The organism is Cupriavidus sp. KK10 (assembly GCF_018223725.1).
GTDB classification, from domain to species: Bacteria; Pseudomonadota; Gammaproteobacteria; order Burkholderiales; family Burkholderiaceae; genus Cupriavidus; species Cupriavidus necator.
In genome coordinates, this window is record NZ_CP073677.1 from 2734487 (window position 1) to 2752410 (window position 17924).

14 protein-coding genes are annotated in these 17924 nt (G+C 69.0%); 7 read left to right on the top strand and 7 right to left on the bottom strand.

The features are described from left to right. The first annotated feature begins 106 nt into the window (after positions 1 to 106). Positions 107 to 2113, top strand: coding sequence for a malto-oligosyltrehalose trehalohydrolase (gene treZ, locus KB879_RS12995; RefSeq protein WP_013953211.1), 2007 nt, complete (start codon positions 107 to 109; stop codon positions 2111 to 2113). After that, positions 2113 to 4800 carry a malto-oligosyltrehalose synthase gene (gene treY / locus KB879_RS13000; RefSeq protein ID WP_211981630.1) on the top strand — a complete coding sequence of 896 codons (2688 nt, stop codon included), beginning with the start codon at positions 2113 to 2115 and terminating at the stop codon, positions 4798 to 4800. Before treZ ends, treY begins: the two co-directional genes overlap by 1 nt. 31 nt (positions 4801 to 4831) lie before the next feature. On the opposite strand, the gene KB879_RS13005 is transcribed toward treY, so the two are convergent. Next, positions 4832 to 5470: a hypothetical protein gene (locus KB879_RS13005; protein ID WP_013953213.1), complete on the bottom strand. Its 639-nt coding sequence runs from the start codon at positions 5468 to 5470 to the stop codon at positions 4832 to 4834. 442 nt (positions 5471 to 5912) lie between these two features. Here KB879_RS13005 and KB879_RS13010 point away from each other — a divergent pair, with 442 nt between their 5' ends. The 3 genes from KB879_RS13010 to KB879_RS13020 are packed head-to-tail and all read left to right on the top strand — an operon-like array spanning position 5913 to position 6957. Further along, positions 5913 to 6278 (top strand): BON domain-containing protein, encoded by a 366-nt coding sequence (locus KB879_RS13010; RefSeq protein ID WP_211981632.1) that lies wholly within the window; start codon positions 5913 to 5915, stop codon positions 6276 to 6278. A 34-nt stretch (positions 6279 to 6312) separates the two neighbouring features. After that, a complete protein-coding gene (locus tag KB879_RS13015; RefSeq protein WP_013953215.1) occupies positions 6313 to 6543 on the top strand; it encodes a hypothetical protein in 231 nt (76 codons plus the stop codon). Between the two features lie 30 nt (positions 6544 to 6573). After that, a complete protein-coding gene (locus tag KB879_RS13020) occupies positions 6574 to 6957 on the top strand; it encodes a hypothetical protein (RefSeq protein ID WP_153953474.1) in 384 nt (127 codons plus the stop codon). 101 nt (positions 6958 to 7058) lie between these two features. Here KB879_RS13020 and KB879_RS13025 read toward each other — a convergent pair whose 3' ends face one another. The 3 genes from KB879_RS13025 to uvrA all read right to left on the bottom strand — a co-directional run bounded on the left by KB879_RS13025 (position 7059) and on the right by uvrA (position 14232). Further along, positions 7059 to 7898 carry an endonuclease/exonuclease/phosphatase family protein gene (locus tag KB879_RS13025; protein WP_013953217.1) on the bottom strand — a complete coding sequence of 280 codons (840 nt, stop codon included), beginning with the start codon at positions 7896 to 7898 and terminating at the stop codon, positions 7059 to 7061. Between the two features lie 24 nt (positions 7899 to 7922). After that, entirely contained in the window at positions 7923 to 8273 is a 351-nt protein-coding gene (locus tag KB879_RS13030; RefSeq protein WP_211981633.1) for an endonuclease, read from the bottom strand. Positions 8274 to 8370: 97 nt separating this feature from the next. Beyond that, positions 8371 to 14232, bottom strand: a complete 5862-nt coding sequence (uvrA, locus tag KB879_RS13035) for an excinuclease ABC subunit UvrA (RefSeq protein ID WP_211981634.1) — start codon at positions 14230 to 14232, stop codon at positions 8371 to 8373. 225 nt (positions 14233 to 14457) lie between these two features. On the opposite strand from uvrA, the gene KB879_RS13040 reads away from it, so the two are divergent. After that, positions 14458 to 14736, top strand: a complete 279-nt coding sequence (locus KB879_RS13040; protein ID WP_153953472.1) for a type II toxin-antitoxin system RelE/ParE family toxin — start codon at positions 14458 to 14460, stop codon at positions 14734 to 14736. Positions 14737 to 14747: 11 nt separating this feature from the next. Beyond that, entirely contained in the window at positions 14748 to 15083 is a 336-nt protein-coding gene (locus tag KB879_RS13045; RefSeq protein WP_035815276.1) for a HigA family addiction module antitoxin, read from the top strand. A 49-nt stretch (positions 15084 to 15132) separates the two neighbouring features. Here KB879_RS13045 and KB879_RS13050 read toward each other — a convergent pair whose 3' ends face one another. From KB879_RS13050 to ribA, 3 genes are all read right to left on the bottom strand, one after another. Continuing rightward, positions 15133 to 16503, bottom strand: coding sequence for a serine hydrolase (locus KB879_RS13050; protein WP_013953222.1), 1371 nt, complete (start codon positions 16501 to 16503; stop codon positions 15133 to 15135). Positions 16504 to 16549: 46 nt separating this feature from the next. Then, on the bottom strand, positions 16550 to 17029 hold the full coding sequence (locus tag KB879_RS13055; RefSeq protein ID WP_013953223.1) for a MarR family winged helix-turn-helix transcriptional regulator: 480 nt from the start codon (positions 17027 to 17029) through the stop codon (positions 16550 to 16552). A gap of 178 nt (positions 17030 to 17207) precedes the next feature. Next, entirely contained in the window at positions 17208 to 17804 is a 597-nt protein-coding gene (gene ribA, locus KB879_RS13060; protein ID WP_013953224.1) for a GTP cyclohydrolase II, read from the bottom strand. Between the last annotated feature and the right edge of the window lie 120 nt (positions 17805 to 17924).

Below are 17924 nucleotides of genomic sequence, written 5' to 3' on the forward strand. Positions count from 1 at the left end.
CAAAGCGTCGTTCTGCGGGCATGGAGTTCGCATCGTGCCAAAACCGGCCATCCGGCCGGCTCTCCCTTGGCACTTCCCACAGCTGTCCGGAAGCCAGGAGCCGAATTTGCACGCCAACCCGTTTCTTCTCGCCCCCGGCGCCCGCTCCGCCATGCCCAGCCTGGCCCCGCACGACTGCTTTGCGGCGCCCGCTGCCTTCAGGCAGCCGGGCCTGCCCTGCAACGACGAACCTGCGCACGAGTACCTGTTCGGGCCGGCCTGGCTGCCAGACGGCCGCGTGCGGTTCCGCCTGTGGGCCCCGGACGCAGCCGAGCAAGGCCAGGCGGTACGGCTGGAGATCGCCGGGCTCGGTCCGGTGCGCATGGCGGCCGGCGCCAATGGCTGGTTCGAGGCCATCGTTGCGTGCAGCAAAGGGGCACGCTACTGGTTCCGGCTTGACGACGGCACCACCGTGCCCGACCCGGCCTCGCGCGGGCAGGCCGACGATGTGCACGGGCCCAGCATCGTGCCCGCTCCCGACGCCGCTGGCGCCTTTGCGTGGGCGTGCCCCGACTGGCGCGGGCGCCCGTGGCATGAAGCCATCATCTATGAGATGCACGTGGGCCTGTGCGGCGGCTTTGCCGGCGCGGCTCGGCAGCTGCCGCGGCTGGCGGCGCTGGGCTTCACCGCGGTCGAGCTGATGCCGCTGGCGGAGTTCCCCGGCGCGCGCAACTGGGGCTATGACGGCGTGCTGCCATTCGCGCCGGAGTCCGCCTACGGCACGCCGGACGAACTGCGCGCGCTGGTGGACCGCGCCCACCAGCTCAGCATGATGGTGCTGCTGGACGTGGTCTACAACCACTTCGGGCCGGAGGGCAACTACCTGCACCGCTACGCCAGCGCGTTCTTCCGCGCGGACCGGCAGACCCCATGGGGGCCGGCCATCGATTTCCGCCGGCCGCAGGTGCGGCGCTTCTTCACCGAGAACGCGCGCTACTGGCTGGAGCAGTTCCGCTTCGACGGCCTGCGCCTGGACGCCGTGCACGCGATCGAGGACGAAGGCTGGCTGGCGGCGCTGCCCGGCGAGCTGCGCACCATGCTGGCCGAAGGCGACGGCGCCAACCGCCATCTCCACCTGGTGCTGGAGAACGACAACAATGATGCCGAATTGCTGGCCAAGGGCTACGACGCCCAGTGGAACGATGACGCGCACCATGCCCTGCACGTGCTGCTGACCGGCGAGGGCGACGGCTACTACCGCGACTACACCCGCTGCGCCGATGAGGGCGAGGATGCGGCTGCGGGGCGCGGCGAGCCCGCGCTGCGCCACCTTGCACGCGTGCTGGGCGAAGGCTTTGCCTACCAGGGCGAGCCGTCGGCGCACCGCGCTGCCGCCGCGCCGGGCGTGTCGTCAAGCGCGGACAGCGTGCGCCGCGGCCAGCCGAGCGCGCACCTGCCGCCCACGGCCTTCGTCTGCTTCCTGCAGAACCACGACCAGACCGGCAACCGCGCCCTGGGCGACCGGCTGGCCGGCCTGGCCGACCGCAATGCGCTGCGCGCAGCGGTGGCGCTGCAGCTGCTGTGCCCGCAGGTGCCGCTGGTGTTCATGGGCGAGGAAACCGGCTCGCAGCGGCCCTTCCTCTACTTCACCAGTCACCCGCCCGAACTGGCACAGGCCGTGCGCGACGGCCGGCGCCGCGAGTTTGCGGCTTCCGCGGCATTCCGCGACGATGCGCGCGCCGCGGCCATCCCCGACCCCAACGACCCGGCCACCTTCGAGGCGTCGCGCCCCGAGCTGGAGGACGACGGCGACTGGACACCGTACTACCACGAACTGCTCTCCGTCCGCCGCCGTGAACTGCTGGACCGGCTGGCCGGCTGCCAGTCGGCGGGCGTCGATATCCTGGGGCCGGCCGCGCTGTGCGCACGCTGGCGGCTGATGGACGGCATGGAACTGAGCCTGTGGCTGAACCTGGGCAGCGAAGCCGTGCCATGCACACGCCCGTGCCGCGACATGAGCGCGGCGCTGCATGAAAGCCTGCCCGGCGCCGCGGCCGAGCTGTCCGCCGGCATGCTGCCGCCGCTGGCCTGCGTCGCCACCATGTGCGAGCCCGCCGCGGCGCGCGCAAGATAATGCCCGCCGGCTTGCCGGAATCCCAGCCAGGCAGCCATGGCGATGGCGGCGACCATGACCTGCCCCGCGCCACCGCCCGGCTGCAGCTGCATCCGGGCTTCACCTTTGCCGATGCCGCCGCCGTCGTTGACTACTACGCCGCGCTCGGCGTCAGCCACCTGTACCTGTCGCCAGTGTGCAGCGCGCGCCTGGGCTCCACCCATGGCTACGACGTCACCGACTTCACCCGCGTGCGCGACGAGCTGGGCGGCGAGCCCGGCCTGAAAGCGCTGGCCGGGCGCGCCCGCGCCGCCGGCCTCGGCCTGGTGCTGGACATCGTGCCCAACCACATGGCGGCCGACGCCACCCACAACGGCTGGTGGCGCGACGTGCTGACCCACGGACGCGCCAGCCGCTGCGCCGCCAGCTTCGACATCGACTGGACCCCGCGCGACCCCGCCCTGCATGGCAAGGTGCTGCTGCCGATGCTGGGTCAGTCCTACTGGGACACGCTGGTGTCGGGCGAGCTGCAATGGGTGCCCGCCAGCGCAGAGGATGCCGCCCACCTGCGCTATTTCGAGCACTCGCTGCCGCTGGCGCCAGGCAGCGTGGATGCCGCGGCCGCAACCCAGCCCGGCTGGTACGACCCCGCGCAGGCCGAAGGCCGCACCCGGCTGCACGCACTGCTGGAGCGCCAGCACTACCGGCTGGCCTGGTGGCGCACCGCAGCCGCGGCACTGAACTGGCGGCGCTTTTTCGAGATCAGCGATCTCGTCGGCGTGCGCGAGGAAGACCCGCAGGTATTCGACGCCGTCCACGCGCTGGTCTTCCGCCTGCTGCGCGAAGGCTGGATCGACGGCGTGCGTGTCGATCATGTCGACGGCCTGGCCGATCCCGCTGGCTACTGCCGCCGGCTGCGTGCCGAACTGGACCGGCACGCCGCCGCGCGCCCGCCGTTGCTGCGGCTGGCGCACCCGTGGCTGGTGGTCGAGAAGATCCTGGGCCCGCGCGAACGCCTGGCGCCGGACTGGCAGGTCGATGGCACCACCGGATACGACTTCATGGACGATGTGGCCGCCGTGCTGCACGACGGCAACGGCGAGGCGCCGCTGGGCGCGCTGTGGGCATCGGCCAGCGGCGATGCGCGCCCGTATGCCGCCCATGTCGAGGCGGCGCGGCACGAGGTGCTGGAGCGGCACCTCGTGACCGAGTACGAAGGCGCGGCCGCCTGCCTGCACGACTGCGCGAAGCAGGAGCCCGGCACACGCGACCTGACACGCGCGGCGCTGCGGCGCGCGCTGGCCGCGCTGATGGCGGCGGTGCCCGTCTACCGCAGCTACTTTGACGCGCAACCCGGCGCGCGCGACACCTCGGCCGCACAGGCCGACGACGCCATGCTGGACCAAGCCATGCAGGCGGCGCGCGCCGGCCTGGCCCCGGACGAGGCCGTGGCACTGGCCTTTATCGGCGGCTGCCTGCGCACGCCAGCCCCGCCCGACAGCGAAACCGGCGTGCTGCGCCGCCGCCTGCAGCAACTGATGCCCGCCCTGGCAGCCAAGGCCGGCGAAGACACGGCGTTCTACCGCTACGGGCGGCTGCTGTCGCGCAACGAGGTGGGCAGCGACCCCGCCACGCTGGCGTTGCCGCCGGCGCAGTTCCACGCGCGCATGGCGGCGCGGCGCCTGGCCTGTCCTCATGCCATGCTGGCCACTGCGACTCACGACCACAAGCGCGGCGAGGACACACGCATGCGCCTGGCCGTGCTGAGCGAGATGCCCGACGCCTGGGCCGATGCCGTGGCGGCATGGGAACGCGCGTGCGCACCGCTGCTGTCGACCCTGCCGCAGGCGCCCGACCCCGGCGACCGCCTGATGCTGTACCAGACTCTGGTCGGCGCGTGGCCGATGGAGGACATCGGCAAGCCTGCAGGCAGCAACACCGTCGACGCTTTCCTGGAGCGCGTGTCGGCGTGGCAGCTCAAGGCCATCCGCGAAGCCAAGCGCCACGGCAACTGGACCTGCCCGGACGCGGAATACGAAGCCGCGTGCGAGGCCTTCCTGCGTGCCATCGCGGCGAACTGGCCGTTGGGTGTGCTGGCGCATATCGGCCAGTTTGCGCAGCATATTGCCGTGGCCGGCGCCGTCAACAGCCTGGCACAGGTGCTGGTGCAGCTGACCGCACCGGGCATCCCCGACCGCTACCAGGGATGCGAAGGCTGGGACCTGAGCCTGGTGGATCCGGACAACCGGCGCCCGCCCGATTTTGCGCAACTGCGCGCGCGCCTGGGCTGCAGCGCTGGCTGGGCCCACTGGCTAACGCGCTGGCGCGACGGACGCATCAAGCAGCAGCTGATACGTCAGGTGCTGGCAGTACGCCGCGCCCAACCACGGCTCTTTGCCGACGGGCAATACAGCACGCTGGCGGCGCAGGGCGCGCTGGTGCCGCAGGTGCTGGCCTTTGCCCGCACCGCGGATGCGCACCAGGCCATCACGGTGGTGACGCGGCTGGCGGCCACGCAGGTCGACCCGACCATGCCGCGCATCCCGCCCGCGGGCTGGGGTGACACTATCCTGAACGTGGGTGCGCCGCAGCCCAGCCGCTGGACCGATGCGCTGACCGGCCATGTGCTGGACGCGCCCATGGGCCGGCTGCGCCTGCGCGAGGTACTGGGCGGCTTGCCGGTGGCGCTGCTGCTGCGCCAGCCATAAGCGGTCCCGGGCAACGCGAACGGTCGCGGTCTCAGGACTTCTGCGCCGCCGTGTGCAACACGATCGGCGTCAGCGGGCCGTGCGGATGGTGCGGCGTGCCATGCGGCGAGGCCTGGCCGTGCTGCGGCGGCTGCGCGCCGTCGTCCTTCGGCTCGCGCCTTGCCTGGCCGGGCGAAGCACCGCGTTCCTGCGGCAGGTAGGGCCGGATCACGACGGCCACGTAATCGTCCTCCTTGGGCGTGACGACGATATACGCCAGGCCCGACATCACCAGGCCCACCTCACCCAGCTCGGTCGCGATGCGCGCCACGATAAAGCGCTGCAGCAGCAGCGGGTTGACGCTGTCGTCAATCGCAAGTGCGGCCGTGCAGATGGTCAGGAAGCAGCGCTCGACCTCGCGGCACACCACCACCACCTCATCGAGGACGTAGCCCGAGCGGCTGGCGCGCACCAGCACCGATACCCCCGAGCTGGGCGCGGCACGGTGCCAGCCCGGCTTGACCTTGAAACTGGGCAAGGCCAGGCCGGAGCCGGTGTCCTGGGCCACGGTATTGAAGCGCTGGGCGAAGTCCGTGGGCGTCATCGCAAGCAGCTGGCGCTCCACCGGCGCCGAAGACACCGAGACGGACGAGGCCAGGACGACAGTGGACAGGATGCTGGCTAGGTTCATGACTACCTCGCAACGGATGAGCCGCTCCCCCCGGCTGCGCTGTCGGGCCCGGCGACACGCGGCGCACAGGGTGCCGCCGCGGCATCGGGCCGGCGTTGCGGGCTGTGCTCGCCGGCACTTGCCGCTCGCCAGTTTTTGCCAGCATTTCCTCCACTATAGACACGACGGCACGCAATCACACGACAGCGCGCAAGCATCGCGCCGATCATGCAGCGACGGCCCGCCGGCACGCGCACGGATGCCAGGAGACGGCACATGCAGTTTCTGCCGCGGCTGTAAAAACTACGCCGCGTGTGCCGCGCCGGCAGCGCCGCGCCTGCGCCGCAAGCCGCACAGGACCCAGCCAGGCACCGCCGGCGCCGGGGCCGGGAACGGAGCTTGCAGGTCTAAGGCAGATGCGGAGCAGGAATCGCCCTGCCCCGCCAAGTACAGGAGGATCGTCATGACACCACGCTCCCGCATCGCCCGCCTGGCGCTGCCTCTGGCGGTGCTGGCGATGGCCGCCTCCCAGGCCGTCACGGCCGTCCCGGCCGATGCGCCGGCAGCGCCGTCGTCCACGGGACGCACCGCCGCGCCGCGCGACACCGAAGCCGCCAGCGACCGCGCCATCACTGCCGAAGTCCAGGCCCGCCTGGCAAACACGCGCGTGCTGGACCGCGCCCGGATCCGTGTATCCACCACTGACGGCGTGGTCAAGCTGGAAGGTACCGTGCGCGACGATAAACAGCGTACGATGGCAATGGAACTGGCTCGTTCGGTGCGCGGCGTGAGCGCCGTGTCAGACGAGCTGCGCGCCGGTACCGACTGACCGGCAGCGCCATGCCAACCTCCATGGAGACGCCATGAGCACCCATCGCCAGCCCGACCATGACATCACGCGGCGCCGCAGCGAGCGCCCCGATCCGCACAAGGGCGGCCCCGACACCGAGCATGAACGCGGCAAGCCCGGGCGCGACCGCCGCCATGATGTCGAACGCGAGCACGACATTCCGGACGAGAACGGCGAGCCGCCTTCAGTCAGGCGCCGCGGCGGCCAGTCAGAAGAAAGCGAATCGCCGGTGGAGAACTACTGAATCCGCCGGGCCAACCGAACAGGAGGCACGATGAGCAAGACCGTACGTACCCACCGTACCGGCCCACGCCACGGTGACCGCGTGGGCGGCACAGCGCCCGTGCCGCGTGAAGGCGCGCAGGCCTCCGCCGGCCGCCGTTCGCGCGAGAACACCGCGTCCGGCGCCGCGCGCGCCGACGCGGGCCATATCCCGAGCACGCTCGACCCCGATCTCGAACAGGAAACCGACGATATCGAGGAAGAAATCGAGCAACGCGAGAATGAGGCCCACACGGCGCAGGATGAGGAAAGCCCCGAGGAAGAGATCGCCGATGAAGTGGTGCATGCCGCCGAAGACCTGCCGGCCGAAGTGCCGGTCGACAAGGCCGACCACACCGATGAGCGCGAGGAGCGCCCACCCCGCGCACCGCGTTAGATAGCGCCCGGCAAGGGCGTATCAGGGCGGCAAGACGAACGGCCGGCCCCGGTGCGCCCGGGACCGCCGTCTTTGTTTCAGGACGCTCATCGAAGCCGCCGTTATGTCGGCGCTGTGGGCACCTCAAAACGAGCCAGCAACGGCAGATGGTCGGAGGCCACGCGCGCCAGCGGCGAACGGTGGCTGGCCACCGACACCAGGTGCGCGCGCGGCGACACCCAGATGCGATCGAGCGCAAACACCGGCCAGCGCGACGGGAAGGTGGCGGTGTGCGGAGTGTGCTCGAAATACGCATGCAGCCAGCGCAACGGCCGGCCCCACAGGAACCACTCATTGACGTCACCGAGCAGGATGGTCGGCAACGGCGGCGCCGCGGCCACATAGTTGAGTAACTGCTGCACCTGGCGCCGGCGCTCGCCGGGGCGCAGGCCCAGGTGGGTGGCAATCACGCGCAGCGCGCTCTCCCGGCCTGACGCCGTGCACGCCAGCGTGACATCGATGGCACCGCGCGGCTCGCAGCCCTTCACCGTCAGGTCGATCTGGTTCACCGCCTGCGGCGCAAAGCGCGCCAGCAGCGCATTGCCATAATCGGCATTGCCGCGCACGCGCGTAAAACCCGAGACCACGTGCATGCCGGTATGGCCGGCCAGGTATTCCAGGGTATGGTCGTTGCTGCTGCCGGATTCCACCTCCTGCAGCGCGACGATATCGGCGTCCAGTTCTTCCAGCACCGCTGCGACGCGGTCCGGCCGATAGCGGCGGTCGGTGCCCACGGCGCGGTGGATGTTGTAGCTGGCCACCATCATGCTGGCAATGCCGGCCGCGTCCGCCGGCCGCGCGCAGTGCAGCGCTGCCCGCGCGCCGGCGACCGCAAGCGTGTCGCCGGGGTCACGCGCCTGGGCAGGATTTACAAGAGACGGTAAGTCCGGTTGCATTCGCATGGCCGGCAGCGCTGGCCGCCAGGCTCAGCTGCCATCCAGGAACGGGTTCGGCTTGCCGACGCGGCGGCCGAGGTCGGGGCTTTCCCAACGTGGGCCGCCCATGTACGGATCCGGGGCGCGCTGCATGGTCGTGTCAGGCACGCCAGGCTGCGCCGGCATGGTCGAAGGCTGGGCCTCTGGCGCGGGCGCCAGGTCGGTCCGGGTGGGCGCGTTGGCGCCCTGGGAATACGGGTCGAACTTGTCAGTGCTGCGCGCGCCTTGAGAATACGGGTCATAGGCGCCGCGCGGCGTGCCCGGCGCCTGCGCCATGGCGGGAATTGCGGCAGCGGCCAGGGCCACGGCTGCAAGGAGTCGGCAGGGGCGGATATGCTTCATGGTTACCTCCGTTGCACGCGATGTGCGCGCCAGTAGCCATGATCAAGCGAAAGGCGTGCCCGTACGCCCTTCGCTGTGCCAACCCTGCGCAAACCCCTTACGCGATGCCCACCTTGCCTGCTTCGGCATTGCCCCGCGCCAGCACCGGCACCAGCGCCGCGCCGGTATGGCTGGCCGCGTTGCGCGACAAGGCCTCCGGATCGGCCGCGCCGACAATGGTGCCGCCGCCCGCACCGCCTTCGGGCCCAAGATCGATGATCCAGTCGGCCTCGGCAATCACGTCGAGGTCATGCTCGATCACCACCACGCTGTGCCCGCCGTCCGTGAGCCGGTGCAGCACGCGGATCAGGCGCGCCACGTCGGCCATATGCAGGCCCACGGTGGGCTCGTCCAGCACGTACAGCGTATGCGGCGCCTTCTGGCCGCGGCGCGTGATGTCGTCGCGCACCTTGCTCAGTTCAGTCACCAGCTTGATGCGCTGCGCCTCGCCGCCGGACAGCGTAGGCGACGGCTGGCCCAGCGTCAGGTAGCCCAGGCCCACGTCCTTCATCAGTTGCAGCGGATGCGCGATGTTCGACATGGCCGAGAAGAACTCCACCGCCTCGTCGATCTCCATCGTCAGCACGTCGCCGATATTCTTGCCGCGCCAGGTGACCGCCAGGGTCTCGGGGTTGAAGCGCTGGCCGTGGCAGACATCGCACGCCACCTTCACGTCCGGCAGGAAGCTCATGCCGATGGTGCGCACGCCCTGCCCTTCGCACGCCGGGCAGCGCCCGTCGCCGGTGTTGAACGAGAAGCGCGACGCCGTGTAGCCGCGTGCGCGCGCTTCCAGCGTATCGGCAAAGAGCCGGCGAATGGTGTCCCACACCCCGATATAGGTGGCCGGGCATGAGCGCGGCGTCTTGCCGATCGGGGTCTGGTCCACTTCCAGCACGCGGTCGATCGATTCCCAGCCGGTGACGGCGTCGCAGCCATGCCAGTTGTGCTCGACGTTGAGCGGCTTCCTGGCGCTTGACTTCGCTGCCTTGGACTCGTCTTTCGCAACGTTGCGCGCGCGCCGGGTCGCCGGCGACGACAGCACCGAACGGCCCACCGCATCGAGCAGGTTGGTCATCAGCACATCGCGCGCCAGCGTGGACTTGCCCGATCCGGACACGCCGGTGATGGCCACCAGCCGCGACAGCGGAATGCGCGCCGTCACCTTGCGCAGGTTATGCAGCGATGCGCCATGCACGGTCAGCCATTCCGGCGGATCGGCGGGCTTGCCGGCGGCGCCGGGCTTCACCCTGCGCCTTGCCTGCAGCGGATGGATGATGGGGTGCGCCAGGAACTGTCCGGTGGTTGAGTCCGGCGACGCCGACAGGTCGGCCACGCCGCCCTGTGCCACCAGCGTGCCGCCGCGCTTGCCCGCACCGGGGCCGATATCGATGATGTGGTCGGCACGGCGGATGGTGTCTTCATCATGCTCGACCACCACCAGCGTATTGCCCTTGTCGCCCAGCTTGCGCAGCGCGTCCAGCAGGATCTGGTTGTCGCGCGGATGCAGGCCGATGGTGGGCTCGTCCAGCACGTAGCAGACGCCCTGCAGGTTGCTGCCCAGCTGCGCGGCCAGGCGGATGCGCTGGGCCTCGCCGCCAGACAGGCTTGGCGCGGCGCGGTCCAGGCTGAGATAGCCCAGCCCCACTTCCTCCAGGAACTGCAGGCGGCTGCCGATCTCGCTGATGACATCGCGGGCGATCTCGGCATCGCGCCCCGTGAGATGCAGGCCATTGACCCAGCGGCGGGTATCGGACACGGTCCACTGCGCCACGTCGACGATGGCGTTCTCGTCAAAGGTCACCGCGCGCGCGACCAGGTTCAGGCGCGTGCCGTGGCAGTCCGGGCACGGCGTGTCGACCACGCCTTCGGGTTCCTGCTCTTCCGACGGCAGGCTCTGCTCGCGGCCGCGGTTGTCGTCCGCCAGCACGGTATCGTCGAACGCCGCGCGCTGCTCGCGCGTCAGTGCCAGCCCGGTGCCCACGCAGGTGGTGCACCAGCCGTGCTTGCTGTTGTACGAGAACATGCGCGGGTCCAGCTCAGGGTAGCTGGTGCCGCACACCGGGCAGGCGCGCTTGGTCGAGAACACCTTGACCTCGCCCACGTGCGCGGTGCCGCCGTTGTGCATGGCGTCGTGCAGGCCGTCCAGCGGCGCCAGCAGGTGCATCACGCCCTTGCCGGCCTCAAGCGTTTGCGCCAGCAGCGCGCGCAGCTCGGCCTCGTTCTCGGCCGACACCACCAAGTCGCCTACCGGCAACTCGATAGTGTGCTCGCGAAAGCGGTCCAGCCGCGGCCACGGGTCGACCGGCAGGAATTCGCCATCGACACGCAGGTGCGTATTGCCGCGCGCCTTGGCCCACTTGGCCAGGTCGGTATAGACGCCCTTGCGGTTGACCACCAGCGGCGCCAGCAGCCCCACGTGCTGGCCGCGATGGTCGCGCAGCAGCTGAGCGGCGATGGACTCCGGGCTCTGCGATGTCACCGGCGCGCCGTCATGCACGCAATGCTGGATGCCCAGCTTGACGTACAGCAGGCGCAGGAAGTGCCAGACTTCGGAAGTGGTCGCCACCGTGCTCTTGCGGCCGCCGCGCGACAGGCGCTGCTCGATCGCCACCGTGGGCGGGATGCCATAGACCGCATCCACCTCGGGCCGGCCCGCCGGCTGCACGATGGAGCGGGCGTAGGCATTGAGCGATTCCAGATAGCGGCGCTGGCCCTCGTGGAACAGGATGTCGAAGGCCAGCGTCGACTTGCCCGATCCGGACACACCGGTGACCACGTTGAACTTGCCGTGCGGGATATCGACGTTGAGCGCCTTCAGGTTGTGCTCGTGCGCATTGACGATGCGCACCACGTCCTCGCCCTCCACCGCGCGGCGCGCGCGCCGTGCCTGCAGCGCGGCCTGCAGCGGCACGCCTTCTATCTCGGCGCGCTCGGCTGCCAGCGTGCCGGCTTCGCCGAGCGCCGCGTCATAGTGGATCAGCGCCTGGCCGGTATGCGATTCGGCGCAGCGCTTCACGTCTTCCGGGGTGCCGGTGCAGACCACGCGCCCGCCGGCGTCGCCGCCCTCGGGGCCAAGGTCGATCAGCCAGTCAGCGGCGCGGATCACGTCCAGGTTGTGCTCGATCACGATCAGCGAATGGCCGCTGTCCAGCAGCTTGCCGAAGGCGCGCATCAACTTGGCGATATCGTCGAAGTGCAAACCCGTGGTCGGCTCGTCGAACATGAACAGCCGGCGCGGGATGGCGCTGGGCCGGGTCCGCGACGGCGTTGCCTGCGCCGCTTCGGCAAGGAAGCCGGCCAGTTTCAGGCGCTGCGCCTCGCCCCCCGACAGCGTCGGCACCGGCTGGCCCAGCTTCATGTATTCCAGGCCGACATCAACAATGGGCTGCAGCACGCGCAGCACCGCGGGGTCGGCGGCAAAGCAGGCGGCGGCTTCGCTGACCGTGAGCTCCAGCACGTCGGCAATGCTCAGCAAGCGCGGCGGCTGGCCGGGGGCGGCGCGCTCGATCTTCACTTCCAGCACTTCGGGGCGATAGCGGGTGCCGTCGCAGTCCGGGCAGCGCAGGTAGACATCGCTCAGGAACTGCATCTCGACATGCTCGAAGCCCGAGCCGCCGCAGGTCGGGCAACGCCCGTCGCCCGAGTTGAAGCTGAAGGTGCCCGCGGTGTAGCTGCGTTGCAGCGCCATCGGGGCCTTGGCGAAGATCTTGCGGATCTCGTCGAACGCGCCCACGTAGCTGGCCGGATTGGAACGCGCGGTCTTGCCGATCGGCGACTGGTCGACAAAGACCACATCGTCGACTAGGTCGGCGCCGGTCAACTGGCGGAAGGCGCCCGGCGACTCGGTGGCCTTGCCGAAGTGCCGCGCCATGGCCGGATGCAGCACGTCCTGCAGCAGCGTGGACTTGCCCGAACCCGACACGCCGGTCACGCACACCAGCCGCTGCAGCGGGATCTCGACCGTGACATCCTGCAGGTTGTGCTCGGTGGCGCCTTCCAGCACGATGCGCGGCAGGTTGGCATCCACCGACCGGCGCTGCCAGTGCGAGGCATCGGCCACGCGGCGGCGCCCGCCCAGGTATTCGCCGGTCAGCGTGCCGGCATTGCGGATATCCGCCGGCGTGCCGTCGAAGATGATATTGCCGCCACGCTCGCCGGGGCCCGGGCCCATGTCGATCAGTCGGTCGGCAGCCAGCATCACCGATGGATCATGCTCAACCACCACCAGCGTGTTGCCCGCATCGCGCAGCCGGTGCATGGCCTCGACAATGCGGTTCAGGTCGCGCGGGTGCAGGCCGATGCTGGGCTCGTCCAGCACGAACAAGGTGTTGACTAGCGAGGTGCCCAGCGCCGTGGTCAGGTTGATGCGCTGCACCTCGCCGCCGGACAGCGTGCGGCTCTGGCGGTCCAGCGTCAGGTAGCCCAAACCCACGTCGCACAGGTATTTCAGGCGCGTACGCACCTCGGCCAGCAGCAGCTTGAGGGCATCGTCCAGCATCGCGCTGGGCAGCGTCAGTCCGTCGAAGAAACGGCGGATGCGCTCGATCGGCAGCAGCATCAGGTCATGCACGGTTAGGCCGGGCAGCGCCTCCAGCTGGGTGCGGTCCCAGTCCACCCCGCGCGGCAGGAAGCGGCGCGGCGGCGCCAGCACGGCGTCGGCATTGTCCTTCGAGCCCAGGCGCCACAGCAGCGACTCGGTCTTCAGGCGTGCGCCGCCGCAGGTTTCGCACGGCGTGTAGCTGCGGTACTTCGACAGCAGCACGCGGATGTGCATCTTGTAGGCCTTCGACTCCAGGTAGTTGAAGAACCGCATCACGCCGTACCAGTGCTTGTTCCACTGGCCGGTCCAGTCCGGCGAGCCATGGATGACCCAGTGGCGCTCGGCCTCGGTCATCTCGGTCCAGGGGGTGTCGCGCGGGATGCCGGCCTTGGCCGCGTAGCGCATCAGGTCATCCTGGCACTCCTTCCACGCCGGAGTCTGCATCGGCTTGATCGCACCGCCGCGCAGCGTCTTGCGCGCGTCGGGGATCACCAGGCCAAGATCGACGCCGATCACGCGGCCGAAGCCGCGGCAGGTCTCGCACGCGCCGTAGGCGGAGTTGAACGAGAACAGCGCCGGCTGCGGGTCCGCATAGCGCAGGTCGCTGTCCGGGCTGTGCAGACCGGTGGAGAAGCGCCATACGGGGCCTTCGTCGCCGTCAGCCAGCACATAGATGTTGACGCGGCCGCCGCCGCGCTTGAGCGAAGCTTCGATCGCCTCCACCACGCGCACCTTCTCGGCATTGCCGATGCGGAAGCGGTCCGCCACCACATCGAGCAGCTTGCGTGCGCCGGTGGGCGACTGCACCACGCGCTGCGCCTGCACGCGCGTATAGCCGCTGACGGACAGCCACTGCTGGACCTCTTCGTCGGTGGCGGACTCGGGCAGCTCGACCGGAAAGGTCACCACGAGCCGCGCATCGTGATGCGGCTGGCCCTCGGCCGTGCGCGCCAGCAGCTCGGCGTAGATGGTTTCGGGCGAGTCATGGCGCACCGGCAGCGCGGTCTGCTTGTCGAACAGCTCCGCCGCGCGCGCATAGAGCAGCTTCAGGTGGTCGTTCAGCTCCGTCATCGTGCCCACCGTCGAACGCGAGCTGCGCACCGGGTTGGTCTGGTCGATGGCGATGGCGGGCGGCACCCCGTCCACGCGCTCCACCTGGGGCCGGTCCATCCGGTCCAGGAACTGGCGGGCGTAGGCGCTGAAGGTCTCGACGTAGCGGCGCTGGCCTTCGGCATAGAGCGTGTCGAACACCAGGCTGGACTTGCCCGAGCCAGACGGCCCGGTCACCACGGTCATCTCGCCGGGTCGCAGGTCGAGATCGACATTCTTGAGGTTGTGCTGGCGGGCGCCGCGGATGCGGATTAGCTGCTTGCTCGACACGATTTCTCTTTTCGAATCAGGACGTTAAGGAGGGGTCAGGAGGCGGCCCGACCACTGTACATCCATACAGTCTATCAGGTTGGAAAAGAATTGGTATCGATCACGTCGCCCGGAATCAGACAAGTGACGGTGCGGCGCGAGAGGCGAGCGGCTTTCATGGACGTTCGCCCCAGGCCAATGCCTGACTTTCGCTGTATTGCTATTTATCGATTACCGATATACGATATGATCCAGTCATTCAGATGTTCCGACACCGCTGAACTGTTCGCGGGCCGCTGCGTACCACGCTTCGGCAATATCCGCGCCGTGGCCGAACGCAAGCTGCGGCTGCTGCAGAGTGCGTCGACGCTGGAGTTCCTGCGCTCCCCGCCGGGCAATCGCCTGCAGTTACTGGCGGGCGACCGCAAAGGCCGCTACAGCATCCGCATCAACGAACAGTGGCGAATCTGCTTCATCTGGACCCACGACGGCCCGGCGGCCGTTGAGATCATCGACTATCACTGAGGAAGACTGACATGGTTCGCTTCAAGGACGGCATGCGTCCCATCCACCCGGGCGAAATCCTGCGCGAGGATTTCCTGGTACCGCTCAACATGAGCGCCAACGCCCTGGCCCTCGCGCTGCGCGTGACCGCGGCGCGCATCAACGACATCGTCCGCGAGCAACGTGGCATCACGCCGGACACCGCCCTGCGCCTGGCGCGCTATTTTGGCGGCGATGCGCAGTCGTGGCTGAACTTGCAGCTGGACTATGACCTGAAGGTCGCGCAGCGCGACCACGGCGAGCGGATCATGGCGGAAGTGGCGCCGCGCAATGCGGCGGCGGCCGGTCAGCCGGCTGCGGAAAAGTAGAGAACGGTGTTACCGGGGCGACGCTGGGCACGCCGCCCGGTCCATCACCCTATCGCATCAGCGTTTCCGCCAGCGCCCGGAAGGCGCGGAACGTGATCGGATTGTTGGCCGCGTTGCCGGCCACGGGGTGCGACGCGTAGCGCACGATGGTCAGCTCGGCCTTGGGGTCGATATAGATGCGCTGGCCATGGATGCCGGCGGCCTGGAACATGCCGTGGCTGTCGTGCGAGACCCACCACATGTCGCGATAGCTCCAGCCCGGCAGCACCGGCGCGCTGGCCGACCTGGCAAACTGGTCCCGGTCGCCGCCACCGCGGATATCCGCCACGACCGAGGCCGGAATGATCTGCTTGCCATTGAAGCGCCCGTTGCCGCGGATGGTCTCGCCAAAGCGCGCGAGGTCGCGCAGCGTGGTGTTCAGCCCGCCGCCGCCCGACTCCGTGCCGATGCTGTCCACGGTGAAGTACGCATCCTGCTCCGCACCCATCGGTTGCCAGATCCGCTCCGAGAGCAGCTTGGCCAGCGATTGGCCCGAGGCCCTGCGCACGATCCACGCGAGCACCTCGGCATTGACCGTCTTGTACGCAAACACAGCATTGTGGTCGCCTTCCTTCTGCAGGGTCTTCAGGAAGTCATAGAAACTCCCCGGGCCGCTGTAGCCCGCCGGGCGGCCCAGCATGCCGCCCGCACGCGCGTAGTCCCACACCTCTGCCTTTGGATTGGCATAGTCCTCGGAGTAGCGCACGCCGATGGTCATGTCCATGACCTGCCGCACCGTGGCGTCACCATAGGCCGTGCCAGCCAGCTCGGGCAGGTAGCGCGTCACCGGTGCTGCTGGGTCGAGCTTGCCGTCCGCTGCAAGCATCGCGGCCAGCGTGCCGACGAATGACTTCGTGACCGACATGGCGATATGGGGCGTGTGCCCGTCAAGCGCGCCGAAATAGCGCTCATAGATGACCTTGCCCTTGTGCATCACCAGGATGCCGTCGGTGTAGGTCAGCGCCAGCATCTCGTCGAAGGTGCGGCGGGTGCCATCGACATCGGTGAATGCCACCGCGCCGATGTCGCGTTCCGCACGCGGCAGCGCGCTGGCCGGGCCGGCGCCGCGCCAGACGGACGCGGTCGGCACCAGTTCACGGATATGCGAGAACAGCCAGCGATTGCGCGGGAACCTGTCGGCGCCCGGCGTATGCGTGATCAGCTTGTCCGGCGGCGGGGGGAAGCCCTGCATCCAGCCCAGGCGGTTCGGGTCGCTGTCCAGCGCGGCGACCAGCGTCGGCGCCGCGGCTGCCGGGGCGGCCGCACTCCCGGCGGTGCTGCCGGCGCTCTGGCTCCAGGCCGGCAGGCTGGCCGCGCACAGCGCCATGCATGCTAGGCGGCGCCAGGGGCGCGAGGATTCCGGAAGGGTCTTCAACGACATGCTGTCTCCTTGCTTTGTTTTGATTGAGGGATTGCCGCCCGCAGGGCTAGCCCGCCTGCGCATCCGCGCCCTGCTGATGCTCGATCAAAGCCGCGGTCAGCTTGTCGATGCAGCGATCCAGCGTCTGCACTTCCGCTTCCGTCAGCACGGAGAGAAACATCTTCTCCAGCACGTCGCCGCGCTGGTACGTCTGCGCGACCAGTGCTTCGCCCGCCGCTGTCAGGTAGAGGTTCAGCTGCCTGGCATCGGCCTCGCCGACTTCACGGCGCAGCAGGCCCCGCTTTGCCAGCGCGGTGACCAGCTTGGAAGTCACCGTTTTCTCCAGCAGCACCAGTTCGATCAGGCGCGTCAGCGTCAGGCCCGGCTCCAGCCCGGCAAAACGCAGCACACGCAACTCCCGCAGGCCGATGCCGAACTCGCGCTCGTAAAAGCCGGAGGCAGAGCTCTTGGTCATTTCACAGAGGCGGTTCAAGCGGAACGACATGAATTCCAGGATGGAATCGGTGGTGCTGGCAGTGTTGGACATGGGAACAGGTGATCAGGCGGCCAATAGATTCTATGGGCAATAGTTTCCATCAGCAACTAACCAAGGGTAAATACGGTTCGACGGGCTATCGCCTGGCAAAAGAAAAGGCCCGCCCCAGGATTCCTGGCAGCGGGCCTGTGCAGGCAGCGCGGCGGCTGCCTTCAGTACTCAACCGCGATCAGTCAAGCAGGTGCCCCATGCGCGTGCGCTTGGTGGCCAGGTACTTCTCGTTCTCGGCGTTGGACGGCACGATGTGGCGTAACTGCTCCGAGACCGTGATGCCGGCTTTCTCGAGCGCGGCGGCCTTGAGCGGATTGTTGCTCATCAGGCGCACGGACTTGACGCCCCACTGGTGCAGCAGATCGGCGGCAAAGGCGTAGTTGCGCGCGTCGATTTCCTGGCCCAGGGCCAGGTTGGCGTCGACCGTGTCGAGCCCGCCGTCCTGCAGGCGGTAGGCGCGGATCTTCTCGGCCAGGCCAATGCCGCGGCCTTCATGCCCGCGCAGGTACAGCAGGATGCCGCGGCCTTCGGCGGCGATCTTTTCCATCGCGAGCTCGAGCTGCGGGCCGCAGTCGCACCGGCAGGAACCGAAGACGTCGCCGGTCAGGCATTCGGAATGCATGCGGATCAGGACGTCATCGCCCGTCACATCGCCCACGCTGAGGGCCAGGTGTTCGATGCCTGAATCGGCGCCCTTGAAGGCGTGCGCCGTAAAGTCGCCGAATCGCGTCGGCAGGCGCGCCGAGTCGATCAGCTCAATTTCTGTGTCATTCATACCGGAATTCGTGGTCAAAAGGCGGGGGCGCGGCCCGGCACCGCCGACATTATGAGCGGAATTGCGCCTTCGCGCTCGGATTCCCCGCCGTGGCGGGACGGGGCGGCCGTCGGCGAAGTC